The following is a 19701-nucleotide window of genomic DNA, read 5'->3' as shown; positions in this document are numbered from 1 at the left end:
GAGTGGGGTGGGAGGCGCCTGACAGGCGCTTAGTTCCCACCTTCGGCCAGCCAGTGGACCAGCGCCTTGGCTGATTCGGGGCTCAGCCGCTCATGGGCATCAATATGCACCAGGAACTCGCCGCTCTCGAATTTTTCGACGAACTTTTGTTCTGCCTGTGCATCGCCCTTGAGCTTGGACAGCCGCTCGGGCAAACGCTTGAAACTGGGGGCATCACCGCGCAGGTTGGCACCATGGCAGTTGTAGCAGCCCTTTTCGCTGGTCAGTTGCGGGTTGGCCAACGCGATCAGCGGCAACGCCAGTGTGGCGACCAGCGCGCCCAAGAGTGTGCTGAATGGTTTCATGGTGATTGCCTTCATCAATGGTCAGTGAACTGAATCCCGTTATGCCCGCACTTCCCCATCGCCGAGAACCACGTATTTCAACGAGGTCAGGCCTTCAATACCCACCGGGCCGCGGGCGTGGAATTTGTCAGTGCTGATGCCGATCTCAGCGCCCAAACCGTACTCAAAACCATCGGCAAAGCGGGTGCTGGTGTTGACCATCACGCTGGCGGAATCCACCTCGCGCAGGAAGCGCTGGGCATGCATGTGGTCACGGGTGAGGATGGCATCGGTGTGGTGGCTGCTGTAGCGGTTGATGTGGGCAATCGCCTCATCGAGCCCGTCCACCACCTTGATGCTGATGATGGGCGCCAGGTACTCTTCGTACCAGTCGCTCTCCTGAGCGGGCACACCGGGCACCCCCAAAATGGCGAGTGCCTCGGCGTCGCAGCGCATCTCCACCCCTTTGGCCGCGTAAATGGCGGCGATTTGGGGCAGAAAGTCTTTGGCCACACCGCGCGCTACCAGTAAGCCTTCAGCCGCGTTACACGGGCTGTATTTGCTGGTTTTTGCGTTGTCCGCCACGCGCACTGCCATGGCGATGTCGCACGGGTCGTCCACGTACACATGGCAGTTGCCGTCCAGGTGCTTGATGACCGGCACTTTGGCGTCGCGGCTGATGCGCTCGATCAGGCCCTTGCCGCCGCGTGGAATGATCACGTCCACATACTGCGGCATAGTGATGAGCTGGCCCACCACTTCGCGGTCGGTGGTTTGCACCAGTTGCACCGCGTCGGCGGGCAAGCCGCTCTCGGTCAGCGCTTGCTGCACTAGTCTGGCCAGCGCCTTGTTGGAGTCAATCGCCTCGGAGCCACCCCGCAGAATGCAGGCATTGCCACTCTTGATACTCAGGCTGGCGGCCTCAATCGTCACATTGGGGCGGCTCTCGAAAATCATGCCGAACACGCCAATCGGCACCCGCATCTGCCCGACACGAATGCCGCTGGGTTGCTGCTTCATGCCGATGATTTCGCCGATGACGTCGGGCATGGCGGCCAACTGCTCGCAGCCCTGGGCGCAGGTCTCGATCACTTTGGGGGTGAGCTTGAGACGGTCCACCATGGGTGCGGCCAGGCCAGCAGCCACGGCACGCTCAATATCTTTGGCGTTGTCGACCTGCAGATTTTCCACGTTCTCGCGCAACAGGCTGGCCAGCGTGCGAAGCGCTATGTTTTTAGTAGCTGTCTGCGCAGCAGCCATGCGGGCTGATGCCACTTTTGCCTGTGAACCCAGGGCGTTGGTGTATTCGGTGATGTTGATGGCATTCATGGCGCAATTTTCGCAGATTGGGGCCGGGTGGGCTAGATGCCGCGGGTGGGCTAGCGTTTGACGGGTGCGGGCGAAGACTTGGCACCCGCTCCGCACAGCGCACACAACTGCAGCGCCAAGCGGTGCAAGGCTTGCCATCCTGAGGTGGGCCAGTCGGGCTGCTTCAAACCTTTGACAATGCCATCCACCACATGGGCAGACTGCAGCAACCCGGCCAGCTGGACTTCACTGAGTTTGGGCAAGACCCGTTCAAACAGACGCTCTTTCACGCCCCAGATGCGGTTTTCCCGCAGGGCCATGGGCAGGGGGCGACCCTGGGCCATGGCGTCCTTCACCCGCTTGAGTGCGCGAATGTCTTCACTCAGGGTATAGTGCACCAGCACCTCGGCCTCGCCTTCGGCCTGCAGGCCGTCGAGCATGCGCTGCACCCGCACCGCCTGTCCGGCGAGCACGGCTTCGGACAGCTTGAACACGTCATAGCGGGCCACATTGAGCACGGCACTTTCCACCTGCTCGAATGACAAAACGCCACCGGCAGCACCATCCACCGGGAACAGCAGCCCCAGCTTCTGAATTTCCTGATGGGCGGCCAGCAGATTGCCCTCGACCCGGTCGGCGAAGAACTGCAGCGTGCGTTGGCCTTCCTCACCGGCCGCCACGCGCTGGCCCTGGCTGGAGAGGCGCTGGGCAATCCACTGCGGCAATGCAGCGCGCTCGACGGGCTCAACCTGCAGCGTGACACCAAAGCTCTCCAGCGCAGCAAACCAGGCGCTGGACTTGGTCATCTTGTCCAGACGCGGCAGCATGACGATGGTGAGGGTCGAGTCATTGCCCTGCGAGATCTCGGCGAGTTGCTGCAGGGCGGTGCTGCCGTCCTTGCCGGGTTTGCCCGAGGGGATGCGGATTTCGACGATCTGCTTGTCGGCAAACAGGCTCAGGCTACCGCCTGCGGCAAGCACCTCGCTCCAGTCAAAGTGGGCACCCGCTACGGTATGAGACGTGCGCTCGGTATAGCCCTGGGTACGGGCCACGGCGCGAATCGCGTCCAGCGCCTCCTGCACCAGCAGGGGCTCGTCACCGTGTAGCGTATAAAGGCTTTTGAGCCCACGCTGCAGGTGGTTGATTAGCTGATTGGCCGCGATTTGCATGGGGGTAGTTTAGGACAGCCGAAACGTCTCAAGGTGAATACTGGTCTCGGTGTTGCTGATGCCTTTGAGCAGCCGGATACGCTCCAGCACTTTGGCCAATTCCTGCAGGGTCTCCGCGCGCAGTTCGGCCAACAGATCCCAGCGGCCATTGGTGTCGTGCAGGGTGGCCACACCCGGCTCACCCAGCAGGCGGGCGATGACGGTACGGGTCTGGTTACCCTCGACCGCAATGCTCATCCAGGCGGTGATGGCGTTGTGCTGGACATCCGGGCGCAAGCGCACGGTGTAGCCCACGATGACGCCATCGTCTTCCAGACGGCGAATGCGATTGGTAACCGTGCCGCGTGACACCCGCAATTTGAGCGCCAGCGCGGCCACCGACAGGCGCGCGTCCTGGCGCAGCAAGGAGATCAGTTTTTGGTCCGTTTCATCCATTTCGGCAATTTACCATGCCATAACGGTAATTAACTACCATTTTTTATGCATTATTGACGATTGTTATTACCTCTGGAGGTGGCCACACTCGAACCCTAGCTTTCAGCCAACGAAGAGACACCCCATGACACACCCATCCACCACCCCCGGCGCCGCACGCACCAACACGCTCTTCCTGAGCCCCCCGGACGTGGCCAGCATCGTCAGTCGGCAGGGCATGCCCGCCACGCTGCAGGGCTTGGCCGCTTATATCCAGCAGGATTTCCTGCGCTGGAAAAGCTTTGACAAATCCGCACGCCTGGCCAGCCATTCCGCCGATGGCGTCATCGAATTGATGCCCATTGCCGACGCGAACACCTACACCTTCAAATACGTCAACGGCCACCCCAAGAACACCCACCAGGGTTTGTCCACCGTCATGGCCTTTGGCGTGCTGGCCGATGTGGCCACCGGCGTGCCGCTGCTGATCAGTGAGTTGACTCTGACCACTGCCATGCGTACCGCCGCCACGTCAGCCGTAGCCGCCCGCGCTCTGGCGCGGCCCGACAGCCGCGTGATGGCCCTGATCGGCAATGGCGCGCAAAGCGAGTTCCAGGCGCTGGCCTTTCATCACCTGGTGGGCATTGAGGAGGTTCGTCTATTTGATACCGACGCCCGCGCGATCGCCAAGCTGATGCGCAATTTGCAATCCAACCCGGATGCAGCCGGGCTTCGGCTGATCGCCTGTGCCAGCACGGCAGAGGCCGTGCGCGGCGCCGACATCGTGACCACGGTCACGGCCGACAAGACCAACGCGACCATCGTCACCGCCGATATGTTGACGCCCGGCATGCACCTCAACGCCGTGGGTGGCGACTGCCCGGGCAAAACAGAGATCCACGCCGACGTGTTGCACGCCGCCAAGGTGTTTGTGGAGTACGAGCCGCAAACCCGCATCGAAGGGGACCTGCAGCAAATGACCGGTGACTTTGCCGTGACCGAACTCTGGCAGGTGCTGAATGGCCAGAAAGCCGGCCGCGATAACGACGCGCAGATCACGATGTTTGACTCCGTCGGATTTGCGATGGAAGATTTTTCGGCCCTGCGCTATGTGCACGACCTGGCCCAGTCGCTCGGCTTGGGTGCAGCGATTCCGCTGATCCCGCAACTCTCGGACCCCAAAGATCTGTACCAGCTGGTTAGACCCTTAGCGGCGCAGGCGCCCGCCTGTAGGGCGCTGGCGCCGGGCCTCAATCCAGCTTCTTGATTGCAGCCAGTCGGCGCAGTAACTGCTGCACGATATCGGACTGCATGTCGCGGTACAGCAGGCCTTCTTCGGCTTCTTTGGCCAGCACCGCAGATTCGTTGAAACTGATGTCACGTTGCTGCGCAATTTCGGTCTCGGCGATCAGGTCCTTGCCCTGGGGCGTGCGGGCGCGGAATTTGAGCCGGATGCGCAACTGGAATTCGCGCACCTGGCCAGATGCATTGACGCCCACCACGGTCTTTTCACGCAGCTCCTGCAGAATGTCCACCACGACCTGTGGCGGCGTGGAACCACCCCTCGGCACCAGCGGCACCACGGCACCACCCAGATAGCGACTCAGCTCGGACGCGACCGCACCACCCGTCTCGGGCGTGACGGCGATGGTCTGGAAGACAAAGTTCTGGCTGACGCGCAGCTTGAAGCCGCAACCCGCCAGCAACACGCTAGCGCATCCAGCCCAAACAATAGTGCGGCGGTTCATAGGTGGATCCCAAAAAGCGACATGGGCCTAGATCACCACATTGACCAGGCGACCCGGCACCACAATCACCTTTTTGACCGGTGCACCGGCAGCAAAGCTGACAAAGGTTTCACACGCGAGTGCCGCGGCTTCGATTACCTCTTTGGAGGCATTCGATGGCACGACCACCGAGCCGCGCAGCTTGCCGTTGATTTGCAGCATCAGCTCCACTTCGTCCTGCACTAGGGCAGATGCGTCCACTACCGGCCAGGCAGTATCCAGCAGGTCACCCAGCGTGGCGGAATAGCCCAGTTCGCTCCACAGGGCATGGGCGATGTGCGGAGTGGCCGGATAGAGGCAGCGCAAGAGAATGGAGAAGCCTTCCATCAGCGCAAGCTGGGCACCCGCTGAGTCCATTGCCTTGAAGTCGTCCAGTGCGTTGATCATCTTCATGGCACCTGATACCACGGTGTTGTACTGCATGCGCTGGTAATCGTAGTCCACCTGCTTGAGCACAGTGTGCATCTCGCGTCGCAGCACTTTGGCTTCTTTGCCAAACTCAACGCCTTTCAGGCTTCCAGCCCCCGTAGTACCTGCGTTAGCAGCTACAAAATCCATAGCAGACAGCTTGACGCCAAAGTTCCAGACGCGGCGCAGGAAGCGGTAGCTGCCCTCGACGCCCGCGTCGTTCCACTCCAGCGTGGCTTCGGGTGGCGCGGTGAACATGGTGTAGAGGCGGGCGGTGTCGGCACCGTATTTGCCAATCAGGTCCTGCGGATCGACTCCGTTGTTTTTGGACTTGGACATGGTGCCCACGCCCTCGTAGTCAATCGGCGTGCCCACGGGCAAATCGCCCACGGGGTTGACCAGCCGGGCCCCGGTAACCTTGCCGCCGGCATCGACGACATGCTCCACATCGTGTGGCCAGAAGTACTCTTTGCCACCCTTCTCGCTTTTGCGGGAATAAATGTGGTTAAGCACCATGCCCTGTGTCAGCAGCTTGGTGAACGGCTCGTCCACCTTGACCAGCCCCAGGTCCCGCATGACCTTGGTCCAGAAGCGCGCATACAGCAGGTGCAGGATGGCGTGTTCAATGCCCCCGATGTACTGGTCCATCGGCATCCAGTACGCCGCACCCTCGCCCACCATCGCATCGGTCTTGTGCGGGTCGCAATAGCGCATGAAATACCAGGACGAGTCCACAAAAGTGTCCATGGTGTCGGTCTCACGGCGCGCCGCCACACCGCAAACGGGGCAGGTCACGCCGGCATGAAATCCTTCATGCTTGTGCAGTGGGTTGCCCGAGCCGTCGGGAATGCAATCCATGGGCAATACCACCGGCAGGTCTTTTTCCGGCACCGGCACGGCCCCATGCTCGGGGCAGTGAATGATGGGAATGGGCGTGCCCCAGTAGCGCTGGCGGCTCACGCCCCAGTCGCGCAGGCGCCAGGTAGTTCTTTTCTCGCCCAGACCGAGCTTGTGCAGTGCATGCGCCACGGCGTCGACCGCGTCGGCACACGACAGGCCGCTAAATACGTCCGAATTGACGGTGATGCCGCGTTGCTTGTCGCCGTACCAGTCTTGCCACTGGCGGTGATCGTAGGTGAGGCCGTCGACGTGCACCACGTCATAGATGGGGAAATCGTACTTTTTCGCGAACGCGAAGTCGCGCTCATCGTGGGCCGGAACACCCATGACCGCGCCATCGCCATAGCTCATGAGCACGTAATTGCCGACCCAGACATCAATTCGATGCCCGGTCAGCGGGTGAACCACTTGCAGGCCCGTGGGCATGCCCAGCTTTTCCTTGACGGCCAGCTCCGCCTCGGTGGTGCCACCGGCCTTGCACTCTTCGTTGAAAGCGGCCAGACGCAGATTGGTGCGCGCTGCGTGCTGTGCCAGCGGGTGCTCAGGGGCCACTGCACAAAAGGTGACGCCCATGATGGTGTCGGCCCGCGTGGTGAACACGTACATGCGGCCATCGCCGATCAGCTGGCCGTCTTCGCCTTTGATGTCGTGGGTGAACGCAAACCGGACACCGGCTGATTTTCCAATCCAGTTTTCCTGCATGAGCTTGACGCGCTCGGGCCAACCGGGAAGGCCGGTCTGCACCTGGTCCAGCAACTCTTCGGCGTAGTCGGTGATCTTGAGGTAGTAGCCCGGAATCTCGCGTTTTTCAACCGGTGCACCGGTGCGCCAACCCTTGCCGTCAATCACCTGCTCGTTGGCCAGCACGGTCTGGTCCACGGGGTCCCAATTCACGACCTGGGTCTTGCGGTAGGCAATGCCTTTTTCCAGCATCTTCAGAAACAGCCACTGGTTCCACTTGTAGTAGCTGGGGTCGCATGTGGTGACCTCGCGGCTCCAGTCAATAGCCAAACCCATCGCCTGCATTTGCGTGCGCATGTACGCAATATTCTCGTAGGTCCATTGGGCTGGCGGCACGCCGTTCTTGAGCGCCGCGTTCTCGGCCGGCAGTCCAAACGCGTCCCAGCCCATGGGCATCAGGACGTTGTAGCTGTTCATGCGCAGGTAGCGCGCGAGCATGTCGTTGATGGTGTAGTTGCGTACATGGCCCATGTGCAGCTTGCCGCTGGGGTAGGGCAGCATGGAGCAGGCGTAGAACTTCTTTTTGGACGCGTCTTCGATCACACGGTAGGCGTTTTGCCCGTTCCACAGGGGTTGCGCCCAATGGTCTTGTGCCGCTTTTTCGATGTCCAGGTGCTGGTATTTGTCTTGCATAAGTAAGAGCTGGGCGGAGGAGCCGCCTGATGGAGTGCTTGACAGGGATTTTAGGCGCAGCGCTGCTTACTTGGCTGCGGGTGGCGCTTCGGCGACGAAGCCAATTCGGCTGAGCCCGGATTGGTGCGCCAGTCCCATCACCTCAACCACCCGACCGTAAGGCACGGTGGCATCTGCACGGAGCCGGACTTCGGTGTCCGGGTTGAGCTGTGCCGCCTTCAGCAACACCGCAGCCAGCTCATCATTGCCCACCGGGCGGTCGTCGACAAAGGCCTGACCCGCTTTATCCAAGGCAAGGACTACGAACTTGGGCGCTTCCAGTGCCGTCGCGCTCTGTGCTTTGGGCAGATCCACCTTCACGGCACTGACGAGCAGCGGCGCCGTGATGATGAAGATGACGACCAGCACCAGCATGACGTCGACCAGCGGCGTCATATTGATTTCACTCATGGGCTGGGGGCCCGGGGTACGTTCAAGTCGGCCAAAAGACATGAGTACGTCCTAGCGTTTGTCAGGGGACTGCGTGAGCAATAGCTCGCGCAAATCACGCGCAAAACCTTCCAGATCCGCCTCAATGCGTCCGATGTAGCGACCCAGAATGTTGTAACCCAGTACGGCCGGAATGGCCACTGCCAGGCCCGCCGCCGTCATGATGAGGGCCTCGCCCACCGGACCGGCAATCTTGTCGATGCTGACCTGCCCCGCGCCCGAGATACCCATCAAGGCATGGTAGATGCCCCACACAGTGCCCAGCAAGCCGACGAACGGCGCGATGGCCCCCACTGTGGCCAACAACACCTGCCCTGACTGCAACTTGTGCAGCACGGCATGCAAGGCATCGCGCAATACCCGCGTGAGCTGCTGCGACTTGTCTCCAGCGCCGGCCAAGGTGCCCGCGGCATTGATCTGCGTCGCCTCAACCAGCGGGCCAACCATTGCTTCACGGTCAAAAGCGCGCAGGACGCGAAGGCCGTCTTCCATCGAACCTGCCTGCCAGAACGCCGCAGTGCTGCGCGCCACATCTCCGTGCGCACGCCGCAGCAACATGGCCTTCCACAAGATCACCACCCAGCTGCTTACCGACATCACCAGCAAAACCAGTGCCACGCCGCTGCTGACGGCATCCCCTCGCAACAGCAGATCCAACGCGTTCATGCAAGCCCCAGCACATCGAACATGTCGAACAGACCGGCCTTGTGTCCCGCGAGGAAACGCGCGGCCCGCAGGCTGCCTTGGGCATAGGTGACGCGACTGGACGACTTGTGGCTGATTTCGATTCGCTCGCCAATACCGGCAAACAGCACGGTATGGTCACCGACGATGTCGCCACCGCGAATCGTCGCAAAGCCGATGCTGGAAGGATCACGTTCGCCCGTCACGCCTTCGCGCGCATAGACAGCGCAGTCCTTCAGGTCACGCCCCAAGGCACCTGCGATCACTTCACCCATCTTGAGGGCGGTTCCTGACGGCGCATCCACCTTGTGGCGGTGATGCGCTTCAATGATCTCAATGTCGTAACCCGTGGACAGCGCCTTGGCAGCCATCTCCAGCAGCTTGAGCGTTACATTCACACCCACACTCATGTTGGGCGCCATGACGATAGCCATGTCTTTTGCGATCACGGCAATCTCGGCCTTTTGCGCATCGGTGAAACCGGTAGTCCCCACCACGGCAGCCACCCCCAATTCACGGCAGGCCTTCAGATGCTCCATCGTGCCTTCAGGCCGCGTGAAGTCGATCAGCACAGACCCCGGCTGCAAGCCCTGGCGCAAATCAGACGTAATCAGCACGCCAGTTGTCTGCCCGGAAAAGGATCCTGCATCGCGACCAATCGCCGGGCTGTCAGCCATATCGAGCGCGCAAGAAAGGGTGCAGTCGTCGGCGGCACGCACAGCATCAATCAGCATTTGGCCCATGCGACCGGAGGCCCCGGCAATGGCGATTTTGTGGGTCATATTGAAAATTCCGGAGGTATCGGCTTATTGCCCTGCAGGCTCAAGCGGCGGGTAGGTAGCCGGGGCAGTCGCTGCCGGCAAGGGCGCCGGGGCAGGCTTGGGTGCGACAGGAAATTTCTTCAGGCTTTGTTCAGACGCTTCCAGCACCGGCTGCGGACCCGACACCGGTTTTGATTTCAGGGTTGCCACGAACTCTGCCTCGCTGGGCAACTCATCGGCCTCTATGCGCTCCAGCACATCACCCTTGAAAAACACAGTGACTTTGCGCGACTGCGGCTCAGCGCCCTGGCGCTTCAGCGTGAACACATAATCCCAGCGATCCGCATGAAACACGCTGGCTAGCAGGGAGGTGCCCAGCACGTCACGAACCTGGGCGCGCGTCATCCCGGGCTTCAATACCGCAAGCTGCTCGCGGGTCACCACGTTGCCCTGCACCATATCGATCCGGTAGGGCGACACCACTCCCGCGACCTTGCTGCCTGCGCCACTGAGGCCACTGCATGCAGCCAGCCCCATCAAGGCGAGCGCCGCCAGGGGAAAACGGATGCTTCGGCAAATGTGATCTGACATGAATGCTTACGGGATATATGATCGCGTCATTGTAGCGGCTACCCCCTTGCCGACCCCCTGCGTGACCCCGCTGGAAAAACGCCCATGACCAATATCGACGAACTGAAAAGTACCGGCCTCAAAGCAACGGTACCGCGCCTGAAAATACTCGAAGTCTTTCAACGCAGCACACAGCGCCACATGACGGCTGAAGATGTCTTTCGGGTGCTATTGCAAGAGCGCTCGGATGTGGGCTTGGCCACCGTTTACCGGGTGCTGACCCAGTTTGAACAGGCCGACATTCTGTGCCGCAGCCACTTTGAAAGCGGCAAGGCGGTTTACGAACTGAATGAAGGGCAGCACCACGACCATCTGGTGTGCCTGGACTGCGGCAAGGTGGAAGAGTTCTACGACGCCGAAATTGAAAAACGCCAGCATGCAGTGGCCAAAGCCAAGGGCTTTTCCATCACGGACCACGCTTTGAGTCTGTACGCCACCTGCACGAAAGAAAATTGCCCGAATCGCGTGACAGCACAACGGGAACGCAGCTGATCGTTTGCAGCAGCGCAAGCGCTAGTGGTTGCCTTGCTCCATGGCCTTGCGGTGCCGCTCCACGAACTCCTGATAGGTGTCGATTCCACGCAATTGCAAAATGGTGTTGCGAACGGCCGCCTCCACCAGGACCGCGATATTGCGACCCGCGACGACTTGAATGACGACCTTGCGCACAGGGACGCCCAGCACATCCTGCGTGAGCGGCTCATACGGAATGCGCTCATATTCACGCTCCATGGTTTCCCGCCGGACCAGGTGAACGATGAGTTTCAGCCGCATCTTGCGGCGCACGGCTGTTTCCCCAAAAATGGCGCGGATATCGAGCAAGCCGATTCCCCGAACTTCGAGCAAATTTTGGAGCAGCTCAGGGCAGCGCCCTTCAATCGTCGTCTGGTTGATGCGAAACAAATCGACCGCATCGTCCGCCACCAGACCATTGCCCCGTGAAATCAACTCAAGACCCAGTTCGCTCTTACCAAGCCCGGATTCACCCGTAATCAGCACACCCAGCCCCAGAATATCCATGAACACGCCATGCATGGATGAGCGATCGGCAAAGTGTTTGGACAGATAAGCCCGCAACACATCAATCACAAATGCGGACGATTCACCCGTGGAGAACATGGGAATCTGCGCGCGCTCACACATCGACAGCAAAGCCTGGGGGGCCGTTTGGCCGTCGGCCAGGATCAGCACAGGGGGTTCCAGGGTCACAATGCGGGAGATGCGTCGGGCGCAGTCTTCCGGCGTGGCATTGATCAGATAGGCGATCTCGCGCTCACCGAGAATCTGCACGCGGTAAGGATGAATGTAGTTGAGGTAGCCGACCAAATCAGCGCCCGAGCGGGCCGCACGTACTGCGACTTCGTCGAAGCGACGCTCCGAAGCACCCAGGCCCGCGACCCATTCCCAACGCAGACGGCCACGAAACTCCTCAAACAGGACGTCGGCGCTGACAACGGTGGGTTTCACAACAAAGCCGCAGAAGGGTCTGGAGGTTCAGGTGGCTTGGGCAGATGACTGCCAGCCAGCAATCAAACCATGCAATTGCAATGCATCGGTAGTGCCCGTCAACTTCTCACGCAACGAGGCATCGCTCAACAATTCCGCTATTTCAGACAGAATTTCAAGGTGCTTTTGTGTCGCGGCTTCGGGGACCAAAAGAAAGATCATCAGGCTGACGGGCAGATCGTCCGGCGCGTCAAAACCAATCGGCTGCGCCAACTGGAACACTGCGGCCATGGGTGCGCGCAAACCCTTGATACGACCGTGTGGTATCGCAACACCGTGGCCCAGTCCAGTAGACCCCAGGCGTTCACGGGAGAACAGGCTATCCGTGACCAGCGCACGGCTGAGTCCGTGCAAATTTTCGAAAAGAAGGCCCGCTTCTTCGAATGCCCGTTTTTTACTGGTGACGTCGACTTGCGCAAGCACTTGCGAAGGGGACAGGATACTTGCTAGTCTGTTCATGGTCTGGGGCAGATTATGCACATAAAAAAACCGCCCGTTTTAGGGGCGGTTTTCCAAAATACGATTCAAGGTGGGGGTTACATCAGGCGCTTGGGCGCATCGTGGTGGTGATTTTGCAGGCGGTCCTTGTGGCGTACCACTTGTCGGTCCAGCTTGTCCACCAACTCGTCTACTGCCGCGTACAGATCCTCATGGGCGCTCTCGGCAAACAGGTCGCTGCCCTTGACGTGGATATTGCACTCCGCTCGCTGCCGTCGTTCCTTTTCCTTTTGATTCTCGACGGTGAGGAGTACTTTGACATCAACCACTTGGTCAAAATGTCGCATGATTCGATCTAGCTTGGTCGTCACATAACTACGTAAGGCGGGGGTAACTTCAAGATGGTGACCGCTGATCGTCAAATTCATAAATAGCCTCCAGTTGCTCTCGGGGTTGAAAAAGCCTTCCGTGGAAACACGGTCAGCACACAAACCAAAAAATGTTCAGAAACTCGTCTCGAGTGGTTTCACTATGCACCCTAAACTTGGCAATTGCAACGCCTATTTCTAACGCACTGCAGCATCTGAGGGGCATATTCCCGCCAGGATCAAAAATGCTGACCGGGCGCTTTGACGCCACCGCTCGGTGCGATAATTTAGCCAGCACAACTCTGGAGAGCCCTCCTTGGAAACCTACCCCAGTCGGTAGCTTTCAACTCCCATCACTGCGGCGGGGTTGAAAGCAGCCACCCATTGCCTCAGCCGATGCCATCCAAACCTGGGAGTGAGCCATGCTCAATATTTTCACGCTCGCCAACGGACGCCTCTTCCAGGAAGAGATCGAGTCCCTGGAAGAACTTTCGCAATTTCAGCCTATCTGGGTCGACCTGGAGTCCCCCACCGTAGAAGAAAAGCGCTGGATCAAGCAGTACTACGGCCTGTCGATTCCTGAAGATGCGATGGACGAGGATATTGAGGAATCCGCACGTTTCTACGAAGAAGACAACGGTGAGCTCCACATCCGCAGCGATTTCCTGATTGCCGATGACGACGAGCCCCGCACGGTGCGCGTGGCCTTCATCCTGAATCTGGTTAACGACGAGCTCAAAAGCAAAGGCGTCCTCTTCTCCATTCACGACGAAGATGTCCCGGTTTTCCGCTTGTTGCGCATGCGCGCGCGCCGTGCGCCCGGCCTGATCGAGGACGCCAAGGAGGTACTCCTCAAACTGTTTGATGCCGACGCCGAATACTCGGCCGACACGCTGGAAGGCATTTACGACGAGCTGGAAAAAGTGAGCAACAAAGTGCTCTCAGGCGACGTGACCGATGCGATGGCCGGTGAGGTGCTGGGCTCCATTGCCCGCCACGAGGACATGAACGGCCGCATTCGCCGCAATGTGATGGACACCCGACGTGCTGTGAGCTTCATGATGCGCAGCAAGATGCTTAACGGCGAGCAATTTGAAGAGGCGCGGCAAATTTTGCGCGACATCGATTCGCTGGATTCCCACACGGCATTCTTGTTTGACAAGATCAACTTTTTGATGGATGCGACGGTCGGTTTCATCAACATCAACCAGAACAAGATCATCAAGATTTTTTCAGTCGCCAGCGTCGCACTGCTGCCGCCTACGCTGATTGCCAGCATCTACGGCATGAATTTCAAGTTCATGCCGGAACTGGATTGGTCGCTGGGTTACCCCTATGCCCTGGTACTGATGCTGGCGAGCGCACTGGTGCCCATGTGGTACTTCCGAAAACGCGGCTGGCTCAAATAATCAAGAGAAATCGGCCTCTAGCCCCCGCAGATAGTGCGCCGTCAGCTATAAAAACTATAGCAAACGCATGAACTCGCCCATGATGCTGCGGGCGTAGACACTGGCAACTTCTGACACAAATTTCGGGAAATCGACGTGTGCCTGGTCATCCGCCCGGTCCGAGATGGTGCGCACGGCGGCAAATGGCACGCCATAGTCGGCGCACACCTGTGCCACCGCAGCGCCTTCCATTTCCACCGCCAGCGGCAGGTGACCGCAATCGTGCAGAGCACGCAGAATGGCCGCCGATTCAGTCAAGCCGCTGACAAACTGGTCACCGCTGGCAATCAGTCCCTGGTGAACGCCTGCCGCGCCCATATCCTTCCCGAGAGCCGTGCCGCACGCCTGCACCAGCAGGGCGGTCAGCCGGACATCTCCGAGGAAAACGGACTGTCCGTACAAGGGAACTTCATAGCGCGGGAACAGCGGTGAGGCATCCATGTCGTGCTGCACAAAACCGGTACCCACCACCACGTCGCCCACCTGCACACCAGGACCCACGCCCCCAGCGACGCCGGTGAAGACCACGCGGCCCACATCAAAGGTTTCTATCAGAGCTGCGGTTGTGGTGGCCGCAGCCACTTTCCCGATACGGGAAAGCCCGAGCACCACCGGCTTGTCCGCAAGATGACCACACCAGAAATCGCGCCCGGCACGCTGGACCCGTTGCGGGTTATGCAGCAGGGCGATGAGACCACCCTGCTCTTCTGCCAAGGCGCTCAGGATGGCAGTGGGTTGGTTTTCGGGTGCGTTACTTGTCACGCAACTCGCGGCGCAGAATCTTGCCGACAGGCGTTTTGGGCAAATCTGCGCGGAACTCCACGACCTTGGGCTGCTTGTAGCCGGTCAGGTTTTCCTTGCAGTAGGCGCGTACGTCGGCTTCCGTCAGACCCGGGTCTTTCTTGACAATCACCAGCTTGACCGCCTCGCCGGACTTCGCGTCCGCCATACCCACACAGGCACACTCCATGACGCCGGGCATTTGTGCTACAAGATCTTCCAGCTCGGTCGGAAATACGTTGAACCCGCTGACGATGATCATGTCCTTCTTGCGGTCCACGATCTTGAAGAAACCGTTGGCATCCACCACCCCGACATCGCCCGTCTTGAAGTATCCATCGGCAGTCATGACCTTGGCTGTCTCATCTGGGCGCTGCCAGTAACCCGCCATCACCTGCGGGCCCTTGATGGCAATTTCGCCTGACTGCCCGGCTGGCACTTCGTTGCCGTCGTCGTCCAGCAGCTTCATGTAGGTGCTGGGCAGGGGAATACCGATCGTTCCGGTGTACTCGGTCGCTGTCACCACATTGCAGCTCGCAGACGGAGAGGTTTCGCTCAAGCCGTAGCCTTCGCAAATCGGGCAACCCGTCTTCTCGAACCACAGTTTGGCCACCGCGCTTTGAACCGCCGTGCCGCCGCCCACCGACACCTTGAGGTGACTCCAGTCGACTTTATTGAAATCCGGGTGATTGGCCCAACCGTTGAACAAGGTGTTGACCGCAGGCAAACTGTGGATCGTATGCTTGCTCAACTCTTTCAGCACCGCAGGAATGTCGCGCGGGTTGGGGATCAGGATCAGCTTTCCACCGGTGCGCATTGACAGCATCATGCCCACGGTGAAAGCGAAGATGTGGTAGAGCGGCAAGGCGCACACCGCGGTGGGTTGCTCATTGGCTGGCACTTTGGCCATCACCGGCTGATTCCAGACCTCCGACTGCAGCACGTTGGCAATCACGTTGCGGTGCAAAAGAACAGCGCCTTTGGAAACGCCCGTGGTACCGCCCGTGTATTGCAGCACGGCCACGTCATCGGCCTTGAGGTCCGGCTTTTTGAAAGGTGCCTTGGTACCGACAGCGACCGCGGCATTGAACCGCACTGCGTTGGGCAGGCTGTAAGCAGGCACCATCTTCTTGACATTGCGCACCACATAGTTGATCAGTGCGCCCTTGAGCAGGCCCAGCTGATCACCCATGGAGCACATCACCACATGCTTGATCGGTGTAGCCGGAATGCATTTCTCCAGGGTCGAGGCAAAGTTCTCGATGATGATGATCGCCTTGGCGCCAGAGTCCTTGAGCTGGTGCTGCAGTTCGCGGGGTGTGTACTGTGGATTGACGTTCACCACTACATAGCCCGCACGCAAGATACCGGCTACTGCTACAGGGTATTGCGGCACGTTGGGCATCATGATCGCGATGCGATCGCCTTTGACCAGCCCCAGCGTTTGCAGGTAGCCTGCAAATGCCTGACTCAAACTGTCGGTCTGGGCGTAGGTAATGTCCTTGCCCATGAAGCTGTAAGCCACCTTGCCAGCGTATTTCTTGAAACTTTCCTCCATCAAGGCCACCAACGAGGTGTAGCCGGACGTGTTGATATCGGCTGGCACCCCTTTGGGGTAGCTTTTGAGCCAGATGCGTTCTGTCATGTCGTCGTCTCCGTTGTATCCAAATGCAGGCTCAGGTATTTTCACAGCGCCGTACTGCCACCCGGGCTGTGTTTTCCCTAGTATTTAGAAAGGAAATCAGGCCTTTAAAGCGGTCAAAACCTCGTCCAGCATTTTCTTGGCATCGCCAAACAACATGCGGTTGTTCTCCTTGTAGAACAGCGGGTTGTCGACCCCTGCGTAACCGGAGGCCATGCTGCGTTTCATGACCACCGAGGTCTTGGCTTTCCAGACTTCCAGCACCGGCATTCCAGCAATCGGGCTGGTCGGGTCGTCCTGAGCGGACGGGTTGACGATGTCGTTGGCGCCAATCACCATGGCCACGTCGGTGGCTGGGAAGTCATCGTTCAACTCGTCCATCTCGAACACGATGTCATACGGAACCTTGGCCTCGGCCAGCAACACATTCATGTGGCCCGGCATGCGCCCTGCCACCGGGTGGATGCCAAAGCGCACTTTGACGCCCTTTTCGCGCAGGAGCTTGGTAATTTCAAACACGGTGTGCTGGGCTTGCGCCACCGCCATGCCGTAGCCGGGAACGATGATGACGCTCTTGGCTTCACGCAACAGTTCAGCCGTCTCGGCAGCCGTTACCGCAACCACCTCACCTGCGGGCTGTTCCGCGCCGGCCACCGGCTTGGCTTTGGCGACGGTACCAAAACCGCCCGCTATCACACTGAAGAAGCTGCGGTTCATGGCGTTGCACATGATGTAGGACAGAATCGCGCCGCTGGAGCCCACCAGCGCGCCGGTCACGATCAGCAAGTCGTTGGACAACATGAAGCCGGTGGCCGCTGCGGCCCAGCCCGAATAACTGTTGAGCATGGACACCACCACCGGCATGTCCGCGCCGCCAATGGCCATGACCATGTGCACCCCAAACAGCAAAGCCACCACCGTCATAACGATCAGCGGCGTCAAGCCTGCGGCCATGGTTTCAGCGTGCAGGAACTCGCGCCCGAAATAGATCACCACCAACAGGCCCGCCAGGTTCATGAAATGGCGACCCGGCAACAACACCGGATTGCCACCGATACGACCCGACAGCTTGCCAAATGCAACGATGGAGCCGGCAAACGTGACGGCACCGATGAAGATGCCGATGTAGATTTCCAGTTCGTGAATCGCCTTCGCTGCCCCTGCGAAACCTTCGGTCGCGGACGGGTCGATGAACGTCGCAAAACCCACCAGCATGGCAGCCAAGCCGACCATGCTGTGCATCAGTGCGACCAGCTCGGGCATCTGGGTCATTTGCACCGTGCGGGCGGCGTACAAACCAATACTGCCGCCCACCACCATGGCGCCAATGATCCAGGGGATACCGGCCATGGTCACGCTGGGGCCAAACACCGTGGCCAGCACGGCCAGCGCCATACCGACCATGCCGTACAGATTGCCGCGCAAGGATGTTTCCTGGTTGGACAGACCGCCCAGGCTCAAGATGAAAAGAATGGTCGCGCCAATATAGGAGACCGTTGCCAAATTTGCAGACATCAATCGTCTCCCTTATTTACGGAACATGGCCAGCATGCGCTGGGTGACGGCAAAGCCGCCAAACATATTGATGGCGGTGAGCACAATGCCCGCTGCGGCCAGCCAGGTGATCGCGTCGTTGGGCCGGTTCAGGGCACCAGCAATCGGCGATATCTGCACCAGCGCGCCAATCGCAATGATGCTGCTGATGGCATTGGTCACGCTCATGAGCGGTGTGTGCAAGGCCGGTTTGACATTCCAGACCACCATGTAGCCCACAAAGCAACCCAGCACAAACACCGTGAAGTGCCCCAAAAACTCTTTGGGCGCATTGGTACCAATGAGCCAGAACAGCACGGCGGCAAAGCCAAAAATAACGGCCGTGCGCTGCACAGACGCGGGCGCGCTACTTTGCCCATGCCCGCCCTTCGGCTTGGCCACCACTGCCGCAGCAGGCTTGGCTACCGCCGGCACCGCTGCTGGCTTGAGCGCGGGGGCCGGCCAGGTGACATTACCTTGCTCGATGACGGTCAGCCCCCGGATGGCATCGTCCTGCATGTTGACGTTGATGACGCCGTCTTTGGTCTTGCACAACTCTTCCGAGAGGCGAAACAGGTTGCTGGCGTACAGCGTCGAAGACTGTTTGGACAGGCGCGAGACCAGGTCCGTGTAGCCAACGATGGTGACGCCGTGCTTGACCACTGCCTGGCCGGGCTCGGTCAGCTCGCAATTGCCACCCTGCTCAGCCGCCATATCGACGATCACGCTGCCCGGCTTCATGCTCTTGACCATCTCTGCGGTGATGAGCTTGGGAGCCGGCTTGCCCGGTATCAGCGCGGTGGTGATGATGATGTCCGCCTCACGGGCCTGCTGGGCGTACATGGCGCGCTGCGCCTGCTGGAAGCCTTCCGACATGACCTTGGCGTAGCCGCCACCGCCCGAGCCTTCTTCCTCGTAATCGACCTTGACAAACTCGCCGCCCAGGGACACAACCTGGTCCGCCACTTCAGCGCGGGTGTCATTGGCGCGCACGATGGCACCCAGGCTCGCAGCCGTACCAATCGCGGCCAAACCGGCCACACCGGCACCGGCGATGAAAACCTTGGCTGGAGGCACCTTGCCAGCGGCAGTGATCTGTCCATTGAAGAAACGGCCAAAGGCATTGGCCGCCTCAATGACGGCACGGTAGCCGCTGACGCCCGCCATGGAGGTCAATGCGTCCATCTTCTGGGCGCGGCTGAGGGTGCGCGGCAGGCAATCGATGGCCAGCACGGTGACCTTGCGCGCGGCGAGCAGCTGCAGCAATTCCGGATTTTGTGCAGGCCAGATGAAGCTGACCAGCGTTGCGCCTTCGCGCATCAGACCGACTTCTTCGGGAGTCGGGCCACGCACCTTGAAGACGATGTCAGATGCAGCCCACAGATTGGCAGCACCTTCGATCACGTCAGCACCTGCGGCGCGGTAGGTGTCATCACTGAAATTGGCCGCATCACCAGCGCCCGATTCCACCGCAACCTTGAACCCGAGTTTGATCAGTTTTTCGACGACCTCGGGGACCGTGGCCACGCGCTTTTCGCCCGGAAAAATCTCGCGTGGAACGCCAATGCGTTGCGACGTTTCAGTGGATACACCAGCCTGCATGAAGCGACTCCTAGACTTGTTATTGGAAACTGCGCGGTCAGACCCTTCAACGGTAAGTTCCGCGAAAGGTATTGCGGCCGCAACTTTAACTGAATTTGCCCCTGCTACCGCTAAGGTCTGCGCCTGATGAGACCCAA

20 protein-coding genes are annotated in these 19701 nt (G+C 59.7%); 3 read left to right on the top strand and 17 right to left on the bottom strand.

Annotated elements, in window-relative coordinates; all coding sequences use genetic code 11:
• Positions 1-29: 29 nt before the first annotated feature.
• From AC097W_RS15865 to AC097W_RS15850, 4 genes are read right to left on the bottom strand one after another with little or no spacing between them, the layout of a single operon-like run.
• A complete protein-coding gene (locus tag AC097W_RS15865; protein ID WP_479603590.1) occupies positions 30-344 on the bottom strand; it encodes a c-type cytochrome in 315 nt (104 codons plus the stop codon).
• Positions 345-383: 39 nt separating this feature from the next.
• A complete protein-coding gene (locus tag AC097W_RS15860; protein WP_479603589.1) occupies positions 384-1652 on the bottom strand; it encodes a glutamate-5-semialdehyde dehydrogenase in 1269 nt (422 codons plus the stop codon).
• 50 nt (positions 1653-1702) lie between these two features.
• Positions 1703-2800 carry a DNA polymerase III subunit delta gene (holA, locus tag AC097W_RS15855; protein ID WP_479603588.1) on the bottom strand — a complete coding sequence of 366 codons (1098 nt, stop codon included), beginning with the start codon at positions 2798-2800 and terminating at the stop codon, positions 1703-1705.
• A gap of 9 nt (positions 2801-2809) precedes the next feature.
• A complete protein-coding gene (locus AC097W_RS15850) occupies positions 2810-3235 on the bottom strand; it encodes an Lrp/AsnC family transcriptional regulator (protein WP_479603587.1) in 426 nt (141 codons plus the stop codon).
• 124 nt (positions 3236-3359) lie between these two features.
• Between AC097W_RS15850 and AC097W_RS15845 the strand changes: the two genes are divergently transcribed.
• Positions 3360-4481, top strand: coding sequence for an ornithine cyclodeaminase (locus tag AC097W_RS15845; RefSeq protein ID WP_479603586.1), 1122 nt, complete (start codon positions 3360-3362; stop codon positions 4479-4481).
• Here the strand turns inward: AC097W_RS15845 and AC097W_RS15840 are convergent.
• From AC097W_RS15840 to AC097W_RS15815, 6 genes are all read right to left on the bottom strand, one after another.
• Entirely contained in the window at positions 4465-4962 is a 498-nt protein-coding gene (locus AC097W_RS15840) for an LPS-assembly lipoprotein LptE (RefSeq protein ID WP_479603585.1), read from the bottom strand. The genes AC097W_RS15845 and AC097W_RS15840 overlap by 17 nt on opposite strands.
• Before the next feature lie 27 nt (positions 4963-4989).
• Positions 4990-7683 (bottom strand): leucine--tRNA ligase, encoded by a 2694-nt coding sequence (gene leuS / locus AC097W_RS15835; RefSeq protein ID WP_479603584.1) that lies wholly within the window; start codon positions 7681-7683, stop codon positions 4990-4992.
• 66 nt (positions 7684-7749) lie between these two features.
• Positions 7750-8175, bottom strand: coding sequence for an ExbD/TolR family protein (locus tag AC097W_RS15830; protein WP_479603583.1), 426 nt, complete (start codon positions 8173-8175; stop codon positions 7750-7752).
• A 9-nt stretch (positions 8176-8184) separates the two neighbouring features.
• Positions 8185-8838 carry a MotA/TolQ/ExbB proton channel family protein gene (locus tag AC097W_RS15825; RefSeq protein WP_479603582.1) on the bottom strand — a complete coding sequence of 218 codons (654 nt, stop codon included), beginning with the start codon at positions 8836-8838 and terminating at the stop codon, positions 8185-8187.
• The gene (gene dapB / locus AC097W_RS15820; RefSeq protein WP_479603581.1) at positions 8835-9638 is read right to left on the bottom strand and encodes a 4-hydroxy-tetrahydrodipicolinate reductase; all 804 of its coding nucleotides are present in this window, start codon (positions 9636-9638) and stop codon (positions 8835-8837) included. Before dapB ends, AC097W_RS15825 begins: the two co-directional genes overlap by 4 nt.
• 24 nt (positions 9639-9662) lie before the next feature.
• Positions 9663-10208 carry an outer membrane protein assembly factor BamE gene (locus tag AC097W_RS15815; RefSeq protein ID WP_479603580.1) on the bottom strand — a complete coding sequence of 182 codons (546 nt, stop codon included), beginning with the start codon at positions 10206-10208 and terminating at the stop codon, positions 9663-9665.
• Between the two features lie 84 nt (positions 10209-10292).
• Between AC097W_RS15815 and fur the strand changes: the two genes are divergently transcribed.
• Positions 10293-10739: a ferric iron uptake transcriptional regulator gene (fur, locus tag AC097W_RS15810; RefSeq protein WP_479603579.1), complete on the top strand. Its 447-nt coding sequence runs from the start codon at positions 10293-10295 to the stop codon at positions 10737-10739.
• A gap of 21 nt (positions 10740-10760) precedes the next feature.
• On the opposite strand, the gene hprK is transcribed toward fur, so the two are convergent.
• The 3 genes from hprK to hpf all read right to left on the bottom strand — a co-directional run bounded on the left by hprK (position 10761) and on the right by hpf (position 12619).
• On the bottom strand, positions 10761-11714 hold the full coding sequence (gene hprK, locus AC097W_RS15805; protein WP_479603578.1) for an HPr(Ser) kinase/phosphatase: 954 nt from the start codon (positions 11712-11714) through the stop codon (positions 10761-10763).
• A gap of 27 nt (positions 11715-11741) precedes the next feature.
• Positions 11742-12212: a PTS sugar transporter subunit IIA gene (locus AC097W_RS15800; RefSeq protein WP_479603577.1), complete on the bottom strand. Its 471-nt coding sequence runs from the start codon at positions 12210-12212 to the stop codon at positions 11742-11744.
• A gap of 77 nt (positions 12213-12289) precedes the next feature.
• Positions 12290-12619 (bottom strand): ribosome hibernation-promoting factor, HPF/YfiA family, encoded by a 330-nt coding sequence (hpf, locus tag AC097W_RS15795; RefSeq protein WP_479603576.1) that lies wholly within the window; start codon positions 12617-12619, stop codon positions 12290-12292.
• A 362-nt stretch (positions 12620-12981) separates the two neighbouring features.
• Here hpf and corA point away from each other — a divergent pair, with 362 nt between their 5' ends.
• On the top strand, positions 12982-13968 hold the full coding sequence (corA, locus tag AC097W_RS15790; protein WP_479603575.1) for a magnesium/cobalt transporter CorA: 987 nt from the start codon (positions 12982-12984) through the stop codon (positions 13966-13968).
• A gap of 54 nt (positions 13969-14022) precedes the next feature.
• On the opposite strand, the gene AC097W_RS15785 is transcribed toward corA, so the two are convergent.
• From AC097W_RS15785 to AC097W_RS15770, 4 genes are all read right to left on the bottom strand, one after another.
• On the bottom strand, positions 14023-14769 hold the full coding sequence (locus AC097W_RS15785) for a 5'-methylthioadenosine/adenosylhomocysteine nucleosidase (RefSeq protein WP_479603574.1): 747 nt from the start codon (positions 14767-14769) through the stop codon (positions 14023-14025).
• Entirely contained in the window at positions 14759-16432 is a 1674-nt protein-coding gene (locus tag AC097W_RS15780; protein ID WP_479603573.1) for a long-chain-fatty-acid--CoA ligase, read from the bottom strand. Before AC097W_RS15780 ends, AC097W_RS15785 begins: the two co-directional genes overlap by 11 nt.
• Positions 16433-16528: 96 nt before the next feature.
• Complete coding sequence (gene pntB / locus AC097W_RS15775) at positions 16529-17944, bottom strand: Re/Si-specific NAD(P)(+) transhydrogenase subunit beta (RefSeq protein ID WP_479603572.1); 1416 nt, start codon at positions 17942-17944, stop codon at positions 16529-16531.
• 12 nt (positions 17945-17956) lie between these two features.
• Positions 17957-19564: a Re/Si-specific NAD(P)(+) transhydrogenase subunit alpha gene (locus tag AC097W_RS15770; RefSeq protein ID WP_479603571.1), complete on the bottom strand. Its 1608-nt coding sequence runs from the start codon at positions 19562-19564 to the stop codon at positions 17957-17959.
• Positions 19565-19701 lie beyond the last annotated feature (137 nt).

The organism is Rhodoferax sp. GT1R46, assembly GCF_056521285.1.
This window is presented reverse-complemented; position numbering and strand designations above follow the sequence as displayed.